Below are 15458 nucleotides of genomic sequence, written 5' to 3'. Positions count from 1 at the left end.
GCCTTCCCCGGCGCCGCCCCGGCCCGCGGGATGCTCCCCCTCCGGGCCCCTGGGGCCGAATTCGCATGAGGCGGGGCGCGCCTTCCCTCTTCCCTGGTTACGCCAATGGCTTGACCGGGGCAGCATGCCAGGGTGTCGTTGCAAGGAAAGCCGGAACCCGGGCCCTACTACGCCCGGGCCCTGCCTGGGAGCCGAGGAAAGTCGACAAATGAAACTCAACGCAAAGGATATAGCCTCCGGGGCCTTTCTGGTCCTGCTGGCCGTCATCGGCCTATGGCTGAACCAGGAGCACGCGCTCGGCAGCGCGCGGCGCATGGGCCCGGGCTACATGCCCATGCTCGTGTTCTGGGTGCTGTTCGCCCTCGGCGCGATGGTGCTGGTCCTGGGCCTCTTCAGCGGACCGGACCCGCTGGAGAAATGGACGGGCAGGGATATCCTGGCCCTCGTCCTTGGCGTCGTGGTCGGCGCGGTGGTGTGGAAGGTCGCACCCGGCTTCGGCGGCTTCTTCGAGAACACCTACAACGCCGTCGGCATCGGCATGATGGTCGGCTTCCTGGTGGCCTGCATTTCCAGGGGATGGGCGCTGATCGGCTTCATCTGTGCCGCCATGTGCTTCTTCTCCCTGCTGCTCGAGCAGGGCGGGCTGATGCTGTCGCTGGTCGGCACCATCCTGATCGCCTGCACCGCGGAGCGGGAACACCTGCAGCGGCCGCTCGGCGTGCTTGGCATGATCATCTTCCTGCTCGCGCTCAGCTGGTGGGTGTTCATCAAGCAGCTCGACATCCGCGTGGCCGTCTGGCCGCAGTTCTGACCAGCGCCGGAAAGGGACAGAACGGCCATGGATATCTTTGCCAATCTGGCGCACGGGTTCGCCGTCGCGCTCAGTTTCCAGAACCTGCTCTTCGCGCTGATCGGCGCGCTGATCGGCACCGCCATCGGCGTGCTGCCGGGCATCGGGCCGGTTGCCACCATCTCCCTGCTGCTGCCGATCACCTTCGGCCAGCCGGCGACGACGGCCATCATCATGCTCGCCGGCATCTATTACGGCGCGCAGTATGGCGGCTCGACCACAGCCATCCTGCTGAACCTGCCGGGTGAGATCAGCTCGGTCGTCACCACGCTCGAGGGCTACAAGATGGCCCGCAACGGGCGGGCTGGCGCGGCGCTGGCCACCTCGGCGCTCGGCTCCTTCTTCGCCGGCTCCTGCGCCACCCTGCTGGTCGCCGCCTCGGGCCCGGTGCTGACCTCGGTCGCGCTGTCCTTCGGCCCGGCCGACTACTTCTCGCTCATGCTGCTCGGCCTGATCATCTCGGCGGTTCTGGCGCAGGGTTCGGTGCTGAAGTCGGTTGCCATGGTGGTGACGGGCGTCGCCCTCGGCCTCGTCGGCACCGACGTGCAGACCGGCCAGCAGCGCTTCACCTTCGGCATCCCCGAGCTGTCCGACGGCCTCGGCTTCGCCGCCGTCGCCATGGGCATGTTCGGCATCGCCGAGATCATCCTGAACCTCGAGAAGCCGGAAGCCCGCAGCGTCCTCAAGACCAAGGTCGACAGCCTCTGGCTGACCAAGGAGGAGTGGAAGCGGGCGACGCCCTCCGTGCTGCGCGGCACCCTGGTCGGCTCCGTGCTCGGCATCCTGCCGGGCGGCGGCGCCTCGCTCTCGGCCTTCGGCTCCTACATGATGGAGCGGAAGATCTCGAAGGGCCGGCACCTGTTCGGCCAGGGCGCCATCGAGGGCGTGGCCGGTCCCGAGGCGGCGAACAACGCCGCGGCGCAGACCAGCTTCATCCCGCTGCTCACCCTCGGCATCCCGTCCAACGCCGTCATGGCGCTGATGGTCGGTGCGCTGATCATCCAGGGCATCCAGCCCGGCCCCCGCATGGTGGAGGCCCAGCCGGACCTGTTCTGGGGCCTGATCGCCTCCATGTGGATCGGCAATGTCATGCTGCTGATCATCAACCTGCCGATGATCGGCATGTGGGTGAAGCTGCTGCAGGTGCCGTACAAGTTCCTCTACCCGGCGATCCTGGTGTTCTGCAGCATCGGGTCCTACTCCATCAACAACAACGTCTTCGACGTATACATGACGGTGGTGTTCGCCGTGTTCGGCGTGATGTGCGCCAAGCTGAAGATGGAGCCGGCGCCGCTGCTCATCGGCTTCGTGCTCGGCCCGATGATGGAGGAACACCTGCGCCGCGCCATGCTGCTCTCCCGCGGCGACCCCATGGTGTTCGTGCAGCGGCCGATCAGCGCCACCATGCTGGCGATCGCGGCCGTCGCCCTCATCGCCATGCTCATGCCGAACCTGCGGAAGGGCAAGGAAGCGGCGATGGCGGGCTAGGCTCTCGCGGCGTTGCAGGCGCAGCGCCGCGGGACCCCCGGGGCCGCTCGATGGGCGGCGCTCCGCACAGCCGGCCAGGGCGAAGCCCCGGCCGGCACCGGGCAGCCGGGTGGCGGGCCGGAACTTCAGGGAATAGCCGCTCCGGGAAGCCGGGGCGGCTTTTCTTTTGCCGGGGTGGGCCGCAGGCTGGGGCGGTCAGCGCGGAGGACCCCATGGACCTGCAGCTCACCGGGCGCGTCGCCCTCATCACCGGCGCCTCGGCCGGCATCGGCCGCAGCATCGCGCGCATGCTGGCCGGGGAGGGCTGCCGCGTCGCGCTCCTCGCCCGGCGCCGCCACCTGCTGGAGAGCCTGGCGGCGGAGCTGCCGGCCAGCGCCGAGCCGCTGGTGGTCGTCGAGGACATCACCGACCCCTCTGCCGCACCGCGCATCCGCGATGCGGTGCTCGGCTGCTTCGGGCGGCTGGACATCCTGGTGAACAATGCCGGCGGCAGCCGCCCCCAGCCGCCCGGGGAGCTGGGGGACGAGGCGGTATGGCAGGAGGCGATGGAGCTGAATTTCCACGCCGCCCGCCGCCTCACCCACGCCTTCATCCCGGCCATGCAGGCGGCGGGCTTCGGCCGCGTCATCAACCTGACCGGCCAGGACGAGCCGCACAACGTGAACCCGGCCAATGCCCCGAACGGCGCCACCCATATCTGGGCCAAGGCGCTGTCCCGTCAGGTGGGGCGGGATGGCATCACGGTGAACTCCATCCCGCCCGGCCGCATCCGCTCCGAACAGATCGATCTGCGGGTGATGCCGACGGAGGAAAGCCGCCGCGCCTGGGCGGAGAAGGAAGTGCCGGCCGGCTATATTGGCCAGCCGGAGGACCTGGCGGTGCTGGCGGTGTTCCTCGCCTCGCCCCTGGCCCGCTACATCACCGGCCAGGTCATCCATGTGGATGGCGGGACGCGGCGCTACAGCCACTGATAGGGGCCTCCACCGCGGCCCGCCCTGGCGATGGGACGCTCACGCAGGGCGGTGGCGAAGCCGCGGCGGCAGGAGGGCCGGGGGCGGCCGGGCGGGGCCCTGGCCGGCATGGGCGGGGCCAAGATGGGCGGCGCCCTGCCCAGAGATCCGTTCGCGTCCCATCCGAACCGGCCGCTCATCATCTTCCGAGGCCGGGTGCCGCGCGCCGCATTCCAGGCCGTGCGGCCGCGGGACCCAGGGGCCGCATGGGCTCGCATGGCGCGGCGCCGCTGCCGCCCCGCCGGATTGCGCCAGCGCAAGGCACATCGGCCAGGCCGACCTATGCTGCGAAGCCTTGACCAAGGAGGCGGCGATGTGGATCCGGGCAATCCTGGTGGTGGCGGGCGCGCTGGCGGCCCTCGTCGTGGCGCGGGACGCCCCGAACTTCCTGGTGGTGGAGGCGATGATCGGCGTGGCGCTGATCGCCGCCGTGGTCCTCCTCCTGGCCCTGGTCAACCGGCGCCGCTGAGACCGGCACCGGCGGCCCCATGGCGGGGCCACGCGGCGGGCGGCGCCTGATCCAGGCTCCGCAGCCGCCGGAGGACGGAACGGCACCATCCAGGGCAGCGCCACCGCGCCCGTCCTCGATGCGCGGCAACCGGCATGGGGCAGGATGGGCGCCGGCAAAAGCCGGGGCGCCGCGCCACGAACCGGAGATGGAAGCTTCGCCCCGGGTGCCGGAGCGGAGGGCGCGGGCCTCCCGCCGGAGGCTGCACCTGCCCCGCCGGTTTCAGCCCCGAGGGTCCGAACCCGCCGCCTCTCCGGGGTCCGTGGGGCGGCCCCCTACCCTTCCCGCTCCCCCGGCACCACGCGCAGCCGGCGCGGGTCGCCGCGGCGGAGCAGCAGCACCTCCGCCGCCGTCCCCACTCGTTCCCCGGTCAGCCAGCGCAGCAGGGCGTCCACCCCGGTCACCGGCGCGCCGCCGATCTCCAGCAGCAGATCGCCCGGGGCGATGCCGGCGCGGTCCGCCGGGCCGCCGCGCTGCACGGCGGCCACCAGCACGCCGCTCTCCTGCGCCATGCCCAGCGCCCGGGCGAAGCGGCGGGGGATCGCCTCCCGCTGCCCGGTCAACCCCAGCGCCGCTCGCCGCACCCGGCCGAAGCGGGCGAGCTGGCCCAGCACGAGCTGCGCGGTGTTGCTCGCCACCGCGAAGCAGAGCCCCTGGGCCCCGGCGATGATCGCCGTGTTGATGCCGATCACCCGGCCGAGGGAATCCACCAGCGCACCCCCGGAATTGCCCGGGTTCAGCGCCGCATCGGTCTGCACCAGATCCTCGATCGGCCGGCCGCCCCGCCCTGCCAGGCTGCGCCCCAGCGCGCTGATCACCCCGGCCGTGACGGTGGAGGAGAAGCCGAGCGGATTGCCGATGGCGACCGCGAGCTGCCCGACGCGCAGCGCCGCGGAATCGCCGAGCGTCGCGGCCGGCAGGGAGTCCGCGCTCTCCGCCCGCAGCAGCGCCAGGTCGGTATCCGCATCCTCGCCCAGGATCCGGGCCGCCAGGGGGCGGCCCTCGGCGGTCGTCACCCGCACCTCCTCGGCGCCGGCGACCACATGGGCGTTGGTCAGCACCAGCCCGTCCGGGGAGACGGTGACGCCGGAGCCGCCCCCGGCGCCCCGCTTGCCGCGCACCGCCACATGCAGCACCGCCGGCCCCGCCCGCTCCACCGCCGCGGTCACGGCGCGGGAATAGGCGTCCAACAGTACATCGTCATTGGGGGGGAGAGGGGCATCAAGCATGGCGAAGCAGCAGGTGGTTACCCGAACAGCCCCCTCGCAACCCCGCCATGCGGCCGGGTAGAAGCGTGCATGGCCCTTGCCGAACTCCTCCTCGCCCTGACAGCCGCCTGCATCGGCTTCGCCGTGCTGGCCCGGCACCTGAACCTGCCCTACGCCGTCATCCTGGTGCTGGGTGGCATGCTGCTGGCCCTGCTGCCGGGTCTGCCGGTCGTGCCGCTGGACCCGGAATTCGCCCTCGCCTTCTTCCTGCCGCCGCTGCTCCAGGGCAGCGCCTTCCGCACGGATTGGCGGGCCTTCCGGCGCAACCTGCGGCCCATCCTGCTGCTGGCGGTGGGCGCGGTGATGTTCACCGCGCTCTGCATCGGCATCGCCGCCCGGATGCTGCTGCCGGACCTGCCCTGGGCGGCGGCCATCGCGCTCGGCGCCATCGTCGCGCCGCCGGACGCGGTGGCGGCCGCCGCCGTGCTGCAGCGGCTGCGCCTGCCGCGCAAGATCGTCACCATCCTGGAAGGCGAGAGCCTGATCAACGATGCCTCCGCCCTCGTGCTCTACAAGCTGGCGGTGGCCGTGGCGGTCACCGGCGCCAATGTGGCGCCGGCGGAGGCAATCCTGACCTTCTTCGCCCTTGGCCTCGGCGGCATCGTCATCGGCTGGCTGGTGGCGCAGGCGGCGATCCTCGTGCTGCGCCGGCTGGCCGACCCGATGCTGGAGACGGCGACCACCTTCCTCGCCGCCTATGCCGCCTACATGACGGCGGAGGCGGTGCATGTCTCCGGCGTGATGGCGGTGGTGACGGCCGGGCTGGTCTATGGCCAGGCGCAGCACACCCTCCTCACCTCGCAATCCCGCCTCGCCGCCGGGGCGATCTGGGACTTCGTCGAATTCCTGCTGAACAGCCTGGTCTTCGTGCTGATCGGGCTGCAGCTCAACCATGTGCTGGGGCGCATCGCCGGCATCGGCACGGGGCAACTCGCCACCCTTGCCCTCGCCATTTCGGCGGTGCTGATCCTCTCCCGCTTCCTCTGGGTCTATCCCGCCACCTGGCTGCCGCGGCACATCGCCGCGGTGCGGCGGCACGACCCGCTGCCGAGCGGGCGCTACACCGCCATTGTCGCCTGGGCCGGCATGCGCGGCGTGGTGAGCCTGGCTGCGGCCCTGGCCCTGCCGGAGGATTTCCCGGCCCGCGACCTCATCGTCTTCCTCGCCTTCTGCGCCATCCTGGCGACGCTGGTGCTGCAGGGCACCACCCTGGAATGGCTCATCAAGACCCTGCGGGTGGAGGTGCCGGCGCATGATGGCGGCATCGACCCGGAGGTGGCGGAAGCCCGGCGCATCGTCGGCGCCGCTGCCCTGGCGGAGGTGGAAAGCCGGCTGGACGACCCGCTGGAAGGCGCCATCGCCGCCGACCTGCTGCCGGAGTTCCGCGAGCGCGCCGGGCACCAGGAACGCATTGCCGCGAACGGCGCGGCGGCGGCGGCGGAGCGTGCGGCGCGGCGGCGGATCCGGCTGGCGGCGATCGAGACCTCCCGCCGCATCCTCCTCGCCCACCATGCGGAGGGGCTGCTGACCCAGGAGGTCCTGGCGCATATCGAGCAGGAGCTGGACCTGGAGGAGCTCCGCATCCGCCAGGTGCTGGGCGATGAGCGGACGGAGGCGGAGAAGGCGAAGTCCATGAAGCAGCGGGGCCCGATGCTGGCGCTGGCCGGCCACGCCTGATACCCGGCTTGGGAATTCCTCACCTTCCGAGCCGGCCATCATGCGCAGGGTTGGCGTGGCGGCCGCGCGCCTTCTGACCGACATCGGCCAGTAGCTGGCGCGGCCGGTATGAGCCGGCGCAAGGCGCCGCCCGTAGGGACCCGATGCTGGCAGGAGCGCGCAGGTCAGCGACGGGAGGCAGGTGGTCGGTGACGGTCAACTGCCGCCGGGATGAGAGCGACGTCGCAGGGCGACGAAGCCCGGGATGGTGGCCGCGGCGACAGACCGCCAGGCATCACACGAAAGGCGCGCCTCCCGCGGCCGCGCCGCGGACGGTCAGCCCTGCCTCGGCGCGCGCTGCGCCTTCAGCTCGTCGCGGATCTCGGCCAGCAGCTTCTCGGTCGGCGTCTCCACCGGCGGGGCCTTGCCCAGCTCGTTCAGGCGGAGCTTCGAGAGCGCCTTCACCACCCAGAAGATGGCGAAGGAGACGATCAGGAATTTGATGATGGTGTTGATGAAGCTGCCGATGGCGATTACCGCGGCCCCGCCCTGCCGCGTCGCGGCGAGCGAGGCCTGACGCTCGCCGTTCAGCACCAGGAAGATGTTGGAGAAATCGACGCCGCCGATGGCGAGGCCGATGACCGGGTTGATGATGTCCTCGACGAAGGAGGTGACGATGGTGGTGAAGGCCGCGCCGACCACGAGGCCGACCGCGAGGTCCACCACCGAGCCGCGCATGATGAAGGCCTTGAACTCGCGTAGCCAGGCGGGTTCGCGAAGGGAAATCGGAGATTGCATGGGCAGAAAGCCTCCAGTCAGGGAGACGAGCCTAAACCAATGCGGTTGCCCTTCGCCGACTCACGCTCTTGCGAGCAAGGCCGCACAGAAGGGATGCTGCGCCATGTCGCCGCCGCCGGAATTCGCTCAGCAGATCATCTTCCTCTACGCCGCGGACGCCGCGGCCTGCCGTCGCTTCTATGCCGAGGTGCTGCGCCTGGAGCTGGTGCAGGACCAGGGCGACGTCGCGATCTTCGCCGTGGCGGGGCAGCGCGGCTTCCTCGGCATCTGTCCGGCTCGCGGAGCGCGGGAGCTGACCGATCCGCGCCGCGAGGGCGGCGCGCTGGTGACGCTGGTGAGCGACGCGGTGGAAGAATGGCATGCCTGGCTGCTGGCGCAGGGCGTGCAGCCGGAGGCGCCACCCACGCGCAGCCCGCGCGGCATCACCCATGTCTTCTTCCGCGACCCGGCCGGCTACCTGCTGGAGATCCAGCGCTTCGATCGAGCGGATTGGCCGAAGCCCGGCGCCTGACACGCGCCGCCGACGGGGCCGGCCGGCATCGCACAGCGGCCGGGCGGGGCGCGCGGGGCCCGTGCCAGGCCGGCGGCCATGCCGCGGCACGACGCATCGGCATACAGGCCGTTGATATGACTCGCCGGCGCTCGCAACCAGACCGGCCTGCGGACGTTCCGGAAGCCGTGGACGGGCGAGGCGCCCGCCCGGCAGCAACGGAGACGCGGCAGATGAGCTGGAAACTGGTTGGCGCGGCGGCGCTTGCCCTCGCGCTTGGTGCTTGCGGCAGCAACAGCCAGGACCGCACCACGGGCGGCGCGGCGGCGGGCGCCGCCACGGGCGCGGGCATCGGGGCGTTCGGCGGGCCGGTGGGCGCGCTGGCGGGGGCGGCCATCGGCGGGGGCGCGGGCGCCATCACCGGCGCCACCACCTCGCCGCGCGACGTCAATCTCGGCACGCCGCCCTGGAGCAATCCGGAAGTCCGCACGCCGGTCGACGACAACCGGCGCACCACGCGGCGGTCGCGCTCGCGCTCCCAGGAAGCGGCGGCGCGGCGCCAGCACCAGGCGGACCAGGACCGCGCCTATATGGGCGGCGGCATGGTCGGCTCGCCAGAGGCCGGCAGCCCGGCGGCCCCGGCGCCTGCCGCCGGCAGCGGCCCGGCCCCCGGCTACACCCCGCCCCCGGCCAGCGGCATGAGCAGCGGCACGGGCGGCACCACGCCGTCCGGCAGCAGCGCGCCGACGGCGCCGCGGTAAGCCATACCGGGCGGGAGGGGCCTCCCCCTCCCGCATCTCCCATGCCACACGGCGGGGCTACGACAGCCCCGCCCGGAACGCCGCCGGCCGGCGCCTCAGCGCGAGAGCAGCCAGTCCGGCAGGCCGGTGACGAGCGTCACCGGGAACAGGGTGCAGAGCACCACCGTCAGCACCAGCATCAGGAAGAAGGGCAGGCTGGCCATCGCCACCTCGGTCTGCTCCTTCCCCGTCATGGTCTGCATGACGAAGAGGTTGAAGCCGACCGGGGGCGTGATCTCCGCGATCTCCACCAGCAGCACGATGAAGATGCCGAACCACACCAGGTCGAACCCCGCATGCTGCACCAGCGGGATGACGATGGAGGTGGTGAGGACGATCATCGAGACGCCGTCGAGCGCCGTCCCCAGCAGCACATAGACCACGGTGAGGATGGCGATCAGCCCATAGGGGCCGAGGTTGAGCGAGGCCGCGCCCTGGGCCAGCGCCGCCGGGATGCCGGTCAGCGCCATCGCCTTGGTCAGGAAGGCGGCGCCGGCCAGGATGAACATGATCATGCAGGAGAGCCGTGTGGCGCCGCGCAGGCTGTCGAGGAAGCTCTGCCAGGTCAGCGTCCCGGTGACGGCGGCGAGGATCAGGCTGCCGAGCACGCCGAAGGCCGCCGCCTCCGTCGCCGTCGCCCAGCCGACGAACATCGAGCCGATGGTGGCGACGATGAGCAGGGCGCAGGGGATGAGCTGGGCGCTGGCCCGCAGCTTCTGCCCGAAGGACATCGGCGGCTCCGGCCGCGGCTGCTTGTCCGGGTTCAGCTTCGCCCAGATGGCGATGTAGGCGCTGAACAGCAGCATCACCAGCAGGCCCGGGATGCAGCCGGCGATGAAGACGCGGATGATCGAGACCTCCGCCGCCACCGCATAGACCACCATGATGATGGAGGGCGGGATGAGGATGCCGAGGGTGCCGGAGGTGGCGAGCGAGCCGATCGCCGTCCGCTCGTCATAGCCGCGCTTCTTCAGCTCCGGCAGCGCGATCTTGGAGACGGTGGCGCAGGTGGCCGCGGAGGAGCCGGAGACGCTGCCGAAGATGCCGCAGGCGAGGATGTTCACGTGCAGCAGGCCCCCCGGGACGCGCCGCACCCAGGGGGAGAGGCCGTTGAACAGCTCCTCCGACAGCTTGGTGCGGAACAGGATCTCGCCCATCCAGACGAACATCGGCAGGGCGGCCAGCGTCCAGGACCCGGTGCTCTCCCAGAAGGCGGAGGCGAGGAAGAGCCCGGGCGAGGGGTGCACGAAGACCATCGCCACATAGCCGACGGCGGCGAGCGACATGGCGATCCAGAGCCCGGCGCCGAGCAGCAGGCACAGCAGCACGAGCAGGAGCAGCGCGAAGGTCAGCAGATCCACGAGCCTAAACCTCCGCCGAGAAATCGCCGGCGGCGGCACGTTCCTCCGCCGCCACCACATAGCCGGGCTTCTGCCCGCGCAGCACCGTCGCCAGCTCGTCCAGCACCGCCACCAGCAGCAGGGCGGAGCCGGCGGGCATGGCGATCTTCGGGATCCAGAGGGGGATGGGCACGGTGCCTTGCGCCACCTCCTCGATCTCGTAGCTGAACATCATGTCCTGGAAGACCCAGCGGGTGATGTAGGCCAGCAGCGCCGCGGCCAGCACCAGCACCACCGCCTCCGCCCAGCGCCGCACGGGCGGCGAGAGCCGGTCCAGCAGCATGCCGACGCGGATCAGCTCCCCCCGCCGGAAGGTCGCGGCCAGGGCGAAGAAGGTGGTGCTGACGCAGAGATAGGCGCTGATGTCGTCGGCGGCGGGGAATTGCATCTGCATCTCCCGCAGCACCACCTGCGCCATCATCACCAGGAAGATCGAGAGCAGCGAGAGCGCCGCGAGGCCGGCGCCCGCGGCATAGAGCGCATCCAGCAGCCGCCGCATCTCAGCCGGCCCTGTAGGCGTCGAGCGCCTTACGGCCATCCGGCCCGGCGCGGCCGACCCATTCCTCGGCGATGGCGTTGCCGACCGTGGCGAGGCCGGCGAGCAGCTCGGGCGAGGGCTCGGCCACGGTCATGCCGCGGCTGGCGAGCTGCGCCTGCAGCGCGGCCGCGGCCTCGTCCGACATCGCCCAGCCCCGCGCCTCGGCCCGCGCCGCCGCCGCGCGGATGGCCTGCTGCTGCACCGGCGGCAGCGCCTCCAGCGCCCGGCGCTGCATGAAGACGGTGTTGATGGTGCGGGAGAGGCCGATCGGGGTGAAGACCCGGGCATAGTCCCAGGCCTGGGTATCGACGCCGGTCTGGGCGCTGGTGACCATGACGTTGATGATCCCGGCGGCGAAGGCCTGCGCGATCTCCGCCGCCTGCACCAGGGTCGGCGCGGCGCCGAGCAGCGTGGCGAAGCGGTTGGTCATGACGCTGAAGGTGCGCATGCGGGTGCCGCGCAGCGCCTCCACCGTCGGCACCGGGGCGTTGGTGTAGAAGCCGGAGGGCGGCCAGGGCACCTCGTACAGCACGGTCAGCCCCTGCCGGGCGAAGCGCGCCTCGACATAGGGGCGGGCAAGGTCGCGGAGCTTGCGCGCCTGCCCCGAGGTGGTGGCGAGCTGGGGAATGCCGTCGATCTCGAAGAACGGGTCCTCGTTGCCATAGGCGCTGATCAGGATCTCCCCGACCTGCACCTGGCCGGTCTGCACCCCGCGCTTGATCTGCGGCATCGGCAGCAGGGAGCCGTTGGTGTGGATCTGGGTCTGGACGCCGGTGGCCTGCGCCACCTCCTCCAGGAAGGTCTTCAGGTTGCGGGTGTGGAAATTGTTGTCGGGATAGGCGCAGGCCGCCTGCCAGCGGGACTGGGCAGCGGCCGGGGCGATGGCGGCGCAGGCGGTGCCGGCCGCCATCAGGCCGCGGCGGGTGAGGATCATGCAGGAAGCCCCCCTGGTCTTCTCGGTCGGGCGGGACATTGCGCCCCCGCTTCCGGGGGGCGCAAGGGGCGGCGGGTCGCCGCGCCGCGCCGGCAGCCACGCCCTGCCCGCGCCGGAGGCAAGGCGTGCCGCTTTGCCGGTCAGGTCCGCCCCGCTCCGGCGCCGCGGCTCAGCCCGCCTTCAGCGCGTTCACCAGCTTGCGGCCATCCTCGCCGGCGCGCTGGATCCACTCCTCCACCATGGTGGCGCTGATCTGCTGCAGCCCGGCCATGACATCGGGCGACAGGGTGCCGATGGTCAGCCCCTTCTCAGCCAGGCGCTGCTCGGAGCTGGCCTGTGCCTCCCGCGCATAGCCCCAGCCGCGATCCTCCGCCTTCTTCGCCGCCGCCAGCAGCGCCTCCCGGTCCGCCGCGGCCAGCCCCTCCAGCGCGCGGCGGGAGACGAGGACGGCGTTCTTGGTCATGGAGAAGCTGCTGGGGGTGAAGACCTTGGCGTAGTCCCAGGCGCTGGTGTCCACGCCGGTCTGGGCGCTGGTGACCATGGCGTTGCAGATGCCGGTGGCGAAGGCCTGCGCCAGCTCCGCCTGCTGCACCAGCACCGGGCTGGCCTGGATCAGCGCGGCGAAGCGGTTGGTCATCGGGCTGAAGGTGCGGAAGCGGCTGCCCTTGAAGACATCCAGGCTGGTGATCGGCACCTGGGTATAGAAACCCGCCGAGGGCCAGGCGACGGTGTAGAGCAGCGAGACGCCCTGGCGGGCGAAGCGCTGCTCGATGAAGGGACGCTGCAGCTCCGCCATGCGCCGGGCGCCGTTGAAGTCCGGCACCAGGAAGGGCACCGCGTCGGCGTCGAAGAAGGGGTCCTCGTTGGAATAGGCGGTCAGCAGGATCTCGCCGAGCTGCACCTGGCCGGTCTGCACGCCGCGCTTGATCTGCGGCATGGGCAGCAGCGCCGCATTGCTGTGCACCGTGACGCTGACGCGGCCGCCGGTCGCCTGCTCCAGCTCGCCGACGAATTCGCGGATGTTGCGCGTGTGGAAATTGCCGTCCGGGTAGGGGGTGGCCATCTGCCACTTCGCCTGGGCGTGGGCGCCGGGCGCGGCCAGCAGGGCGGGCGCCGCCAGCCCGGGCGCGAGCAGGAGGGTACGGCGGGACGTGCGGATCATGGGAAGCTCCCCGTCATCGTTCTGGACCAGAAGTGAGGGCAAATGCCGTGCCGCGGCCGGCCGGGCACCGCGGAGAACTACTCCAGCGCGTCCAGTGCTGCCGGCTCCTCCGCGCGGGTCAGGCTGAAGGGGATCTCCAGCTCGCAGGCAAGGCCGGTGGGCGCCCAGTCGAGCTGGACCTCGCCGCCGAGCTGGCCGCGCACCACCCTCTCCAGCACGCGGGAGCCGAAGCCGCGCTGCTGCGGCGGCCCGGCCAGCGGCGGCCCGCCGCTTTCCGTCCAGCGCAGGCGGAGCCGCCCGGCCGGCCCGTCCTTCACCTGCCAGGTCACCGCCACATGCCCGGCCGGCACCGAAAGCGCGCCATGCTTCACCGCATTCGTCGCCAGCTCATGGATCACCATGGCCAGGGGCTGGGCCTTGCCGGGGGGCAGCACCAGGGGCGGGCCGTCCAGGTCGGCGCGCTGGCCGGCGAGGAAGGGCGCCAGCTCGCCCCGCAGCATGGCGCGGAGGGAGGCGCCGTTCCACCGCTCCTCCGCCAGCAGGGTCTGGGCCCGGGCCAGGGCAGCGACGCGGCCTTCCACCGCCCGGGCGAAGCTCGGCACATCCTTGGCGCGCGTCAGCCGCAGCATGGTCTGCACCACGGCCAGGGCGTTCTTGGCGCGATGGTCCACCTCCCGCGCCAGCAGCCGCTGCCGCTCCTCCGCCGCGCGGCGCTCCGTCACGTCCTGGCCGATCTTGAGGAAGCCGCGCACGCCGCCATCGGCGCCGCGCAGGGCGGTGTTCGATCCCTCGATATAGACCTGCGAGCCGTCCTTGCGCTGGTGCCAGCGGATGTCCGGCGCCGTCCCCTCCCGCCGTGCGGTCTCGAGCTCGAGCTCGGGGGCGCCGCATTCGCGATCCTCCGGCGTGAAGGTCAGGGCGATGTGCCGGCCGATCGCCTCCTCCGCGCTCCAGCCGAAGATCCGCGCCGCGCCGCCCAGCCAGGTGTCGATCCGGCCCCTGGCATCGGTGGTGAAGATGGCGTAGTCGCGCGCATTCTCGACGACGAGGCGCAGCCGCTCCTCCCGCTCCCGCAGCGCGGCCTCGGCCTGCGTCCGGTCGTGGATGTCCACCGAGGTGCCGTACCAGGCGAGGACCTCGCCGCTGCGCGGGTCGCGATGCGGCTCCGCGCGGGCCAGGAACCAGCGATAGCTGCCGTCACGGGCGCGGATGCGGTGCTCGGAAAGGAAGGTGACTCCACGCTGCCGTGCCGCCTTGAAGGATTCGAGGGTTTGCGGCGCATCCTCCGGATGGAGATGGCAGCGGATCGCGTCGGGCAGCGTCAGTGCCTGATAGTCTGCGCCAGTATAATCGAACCAGTACCGATTGACGAAGGTGACCCTTCCCGTCGCGTCGGTGATCCAAACCACCTGCGGCACGGCATCCGCCAACAGCCGGAAGCGCGCCTCGCTGGCGCGCAGCTGCGCCTCCGCCCGCGCCCGTTCCAGCGCCGCCCAGCTTCGCTCCGCCGTGGCTTCCGCAAGCTGCAGCTCTGTCGGGGTCCAGCGCCGCGGCGCCGGCTCCTGCAGGCTGAGCACGGCGCGGAGCTTCCCGCCACGAATGAGGGGCACGGCAATGATGGCCCGGGTGCCGAGACGGGCCCAGGCGGTCTCCGCCGCCGCGCCCGCCGTTCGCGGATCGGTCCGGCAATCCATCACCACCAGGCTGCGCCCGGCCCGCAATTCGGCAACCGCATCCGGGCCGAACCCGACGAGGTGCCGGACCTCGCCAGGCTCGACGGCCCGGCCGTCGCGGCGCCATTCCTGGGCGATGGTCAGCTCTTCCTCCGCTGCGTCCACCTGACCATAGCAGGCGCGGCTGACGCCGAGCAGGCGGCCGAGCGCCTCGACGGCGACGCGCCCCAGCTCCTCCGGCTCCACCACCTCCCGCAGCCTGGCCTCCAACTCCAGCAGGAAGGCCTGGCGTCGCTCGGCGAGCACCTTGCCGGTGGTCTCGATCACCGTGTCGAGGAAGCCGCCAACCTTCCCGGCGGCGTCCCGAATCGGGCTGTAGCAGAAGGTCAAGAAGACTTCCTCCGGATAGCCGTTCCGCTCGATGGTGAGGGGGAAATCCTCGATGAAGGTGGCTTCCCCGGCCAGGGCGCGCGCGGCGATCGGCCCGATCGCCTCCCACGCCTCCTGCCACACGGCGCTGAAGGGCTGGCCGAGCGCTTCCGGCTTGGCGCCGAGGATGGGGCGGAAGGCATCGTTGTAGAGGGTGACGAGCCGTGGCCCCCAGGCGATGCAGGCCGGGAAGCGGGAGCCGAGCATCATGCTGACGGCGACGCGCAGCGCCTGCGGCCAGGCCCTGGGCGGGCCGAGCGGGGTTGCCGCCCAGTCGTGGCGGCGCATCATCTCCCCCATCATGCCGCCACCGGTCAGGAAATCGGTGGCGACGCTCAGGCCCTCAGCCGGCGGCATGTGGGCCGGCCACCGGCGCGCAAGGCCCGCCTGGGCAGGGGGAAAGCAAGTCCGGGAGGGCGCGGCACATGCCAGGAAGAGCGATGCGGCGCCCGGC

At 71.8% G+C, this 15458-nt stretch carries 14 protein-coding genes; 7 read left to right on the top strand and 7 right to left on the bottom strand.

Going from position 1 to position 15458, the window contains the following annotated elements; all coding sequences use genetic code 11:
- The first annotated feature begins 208 nt into the window (after positions 1 to 208).
- The 4 genes from NJ376_RS19300 to NJ376_RS19285 all read left to right on the top strand — a co-directional run bounded on the left by NJ376_RS19300 (position 209) and on the right by NJ376_RS19285 (position 3817).
- Positions 209 to 811 carry a hypothetical protein gene (locus NJ376_RS19300; protein ID WP_252954918.1) on the top strand — a complete coding sequence of 201 codons (603 nt, stop codon included), beginning with the start codon at positions 209 to 211 and terminating at the stop codon, positions 809 to 811.
- A 27-nt stretch (positions 812 to 838) separates the two neighbouring features.
- Positions 839 to 2338: a tripartite tricarboxylate transporter permease gene (locus tag NJ376_RS19295; RefSeq protein WP_252954917.1), complete on the top strand. Its 1500-nt coding sequence runs from the start codon at positions 839 to 841 to the stop codon at positions 2336 to 2338.
- A 212-nt stretch (positions 2339 to 2550) separates the two neighbouring features.
- Positions 2551 to 3309 carry an SDR family NAD(P)-dependent oxidoreductase gene (locus tag NJ376_RS19290; RefSeq protein ID WP_252954916.1) on the top strand — a complete coding sequence of 253 codons (759 nt, stop codon included), beginning with the start codon at positions 2551 to 2553 and terminating at the stop codon, positions 3307 to 3309.
- Positions 3310 to 3661: 352 nt separating this feature from the next.
- Positions 3662 to 3817: a hypothetical protein gene (locus NJ376_RS19285; RefSeq protein WP_252954915.1), complete on the top strand. Its 156-nt coding sequence runs from the start codon at positions 3662 to 3664 to the stop codon at positions 3815 to 3817.
- Positions 3818 to 4131: 314 nt separating this feature from the next.
- Here the strand turns inward: NJ376_RS19285 and NJ376_RS19280 are convergent, their stop codons facing one another.
- Complete coding sequence (locus NJ376_RS19280; RefSeq protein WP_252954914.1) at positions 4132 to 5046, bottom strand: S1C family serine protease; 915 nt, start codon at positions 5044 to 5046, stop codon at positions 4132 to 4134.
- Between the two features lie 108 nt (positions 5047 to 5154).
- On the opposite strand from NJ376_RS19280, the gene NJ376_RS19275 reads away from it, so the two are divergent.
- A complete protein-coding gene (locus NJ376_RS19275) occupies positions 5155 to 6801 on the top strand; it encodes a Na+/H+ antiporter (RefSeq protein WP_305880000.1) in 1647 nt (548 codons plus the stop codon).
- 315 nt (positions 6802 to 7116) lie between these two features.
- Here NJ376_RS19275 and mscL read toward each other — a convergent pair whose 3' ends face one another.
- Positions 7117 to 7578, bottom strand: a complete 462-nt coding sequence (gene mscL / locus NJ376_RS19270) for a large-conductance mechanosensitive channel protein MscL (protein WP_252954913.1) — start codon at positions 7576 to 7578, stop codon at positions 7117 to 7119.
- Positions 7579 to 7681: 103 nt separating this feature from the next.
- Here mscL and NJ376_RS19265 point away from each other — a divergent pair, with 103 nt between their 5' ends.
- Positions 7682 to 8089 carry a VOC family protein gene (locus NJ376_RS19265; RefSeq protein WP_252954912.1) on the top strand — a complete coding sequence of 136 codons (408 nt, stop codon included), beginning with the start codon at positions 7682 to 7684 and terminating at the stop codon, positions 8087 to 8089.
- A gap of 212 nt (positions 8090 to 8301) precedes the next feature.
- The gene (locus NJ376_RS19260; protein ID WP_252954911.1) at positions 8302 to 8829 is read left to right on the top strand and encodes a hypothetical protein; all 528 of its coding nucleotides are present in this window, start codon (positions 8302 to 8304) and stop codon (positions 8827 to 8829) included.
- A 95-nt stretch (positions 8830 to 8924) separates the two neighbouring features.
- Here NJ376_RS19260 and NJ376_RS19255 read toward each other — a convergent pair whose 3' ends face one another.
- The 5 genes from NJ376_RS19255 to NJ376_RS19235 form a co-directional block, all read right to left on the bottom strand.
- Complete coding sequence (locus NJ376_RS19255) at positions 8925 to 10229, bottom strand: TRAP transporter large permease (RefSeq protein WP_252954910.1); 1305 nt, start codon at positions 10227 to 10229, stop codon at positions 8925 to 8927.
- A 4-nt stretch (positions 10230 to 10233) separates the two neighbouring features.
- On the bottom strand, positions 10234 to 10767 hold the full coding sequence (locus tag NJ376_RS19250; RefSeq protein ID WP_252954909.1) for a TRAP transporter small permease: 534 nt from the start codon (positions 10765 to 10767) through the stop codon (positions 10234 to 10236).
- Position 10768: 1 nt separating this feature from the next.
- Complete coding sequence (locus tag NJ376_RS19245; protein ID WP_252954908.1) at positions 10769 to 11740, bottom strand: TRAP transporter substrate-binding protein; 972 nt, start codon at positions 11738 to 11740, stop codon at positions 10769 to 10771.
- Between the two features lie 169 nt (positions 11741 to 11909).
- Complete coding sequence (locus NJ376_RS19240; RefSeq protein ID WP_252954907.1) at positions 11910 to 12902, bottom strand: TRAP transporter substrate-binding protein; 993 nt, start codon at positions 12900 to 12902, stop codon at positions 11910 to 11912.
- Between the two features lie 77 nt (positions 12903 to 12979).
- Positions 12980 to 15361, bottom strand: coding sequence for a PAS domain S-box protein (locus NJ376_RS19235; protein WP_252954906.1), 2382 nt, complete (start codon positions 15359 to 15361; stop codon positions 12980 to 12982).
- Between the last annotated feature and the right edge of the window lie 97 nt (positions 15362 to 15458).

The sequence above is a fragment of the Siccirubricoccus soli genome, assembly GCF_024178315.1.
Taxonomy (GTDB): Bacteria; Pseudomonadota; Alphaproteobacteria; order Acetobacterales; family Acetobacteraceae; genus Siccirubricoccus; species Siccirubricoccus soli.
This window is presented reverse-complemented; position numbering and strand designations above follow the sequence as displayed.

Coding starts and splice junctions, on each gene's coding strand:
- NJ376_RS19290 (WP_252954916.1), top strand. CDS start 2,551: ATGGACCTGCAGCTCACCGGGCGCGTCGCCCTCATCACCGGCGCCTCG.
- NJ376_RS19235 (WP_252954906.1), bottom strand. CDS start 15,361: ATGCCGCCGGCTGAGGGCCTGAGCGTCGCCACCGATTTCCTGACCGGT.
- NJ376_RS19300 (WP_252954918.1), top strand. CDS start 209: ATGAAACTCAACGCAAAGGATATAGCCTCCGGGGCCTTTCTGGTCCTG.
- NJ376_RS19265 (WP_252954912.1), top strand. CDS start 7,682: ATGTCGCCGCCGCCGGAATTCGCTCAGCAGATCATCTTCCTCTACGCC.
- NJ376_RS19260 (WP_252954911.1), top strand. CDS start 8,302: ATGAGCTGGAAACTGGTTGGCGCGGCGGCGCTTGCCCTCGCGCTTGGT.
- NJ376_RS19285 (WP_252954915.1), top strand. CDS start 3,662: ATGTGGATCCGGGCAATCCTGGTGGTGGCGGGCGCGCTGGCGGCCCTC.
- NJ376_RS19275 (WP_305880000.1), top strand. CDS start 5,155: ATGGCCCTTGCCGAACTCCTCCTCGCCCTGACAGCCGCCTGCATCGGC.
- NJ376_RS19245 (WP_252954908.1), bottom strand. CDS start 11,740: ATGATCCTCACCCGCCGCGGCCTGATGGCGGCCGGCACCGCCTGCGCC.
- NJ376_RS19240 (WP_252954907.1), bottom strand. CDS start 12,902: ATGATCCGCACGTCCCGCCGTACCCTCCTGCTCGCGCCCGGGCTGGCG.
- NJ376_RS19295 (WP_252954917.1), top strand. CDS start 839: ATGGATATCTTTGCCAATCTGGCGCACGGGTTCGCCGTCGCGCTCAGT.
- NJ376_RS19250 (WP_252954909.1), bottom strand. CDS start 10,767: ATGCGGCGGCTGCTGGATGCGCTCTATGCCGCGGGCGCCGGCCTCGCG.
- mscL (WP_252954913.1), bottom strand. CDS start 7,578: ATGCAATCTCCGATTTCCCTTCGCGAACCCGCCTGGCTACGCGAGTTC.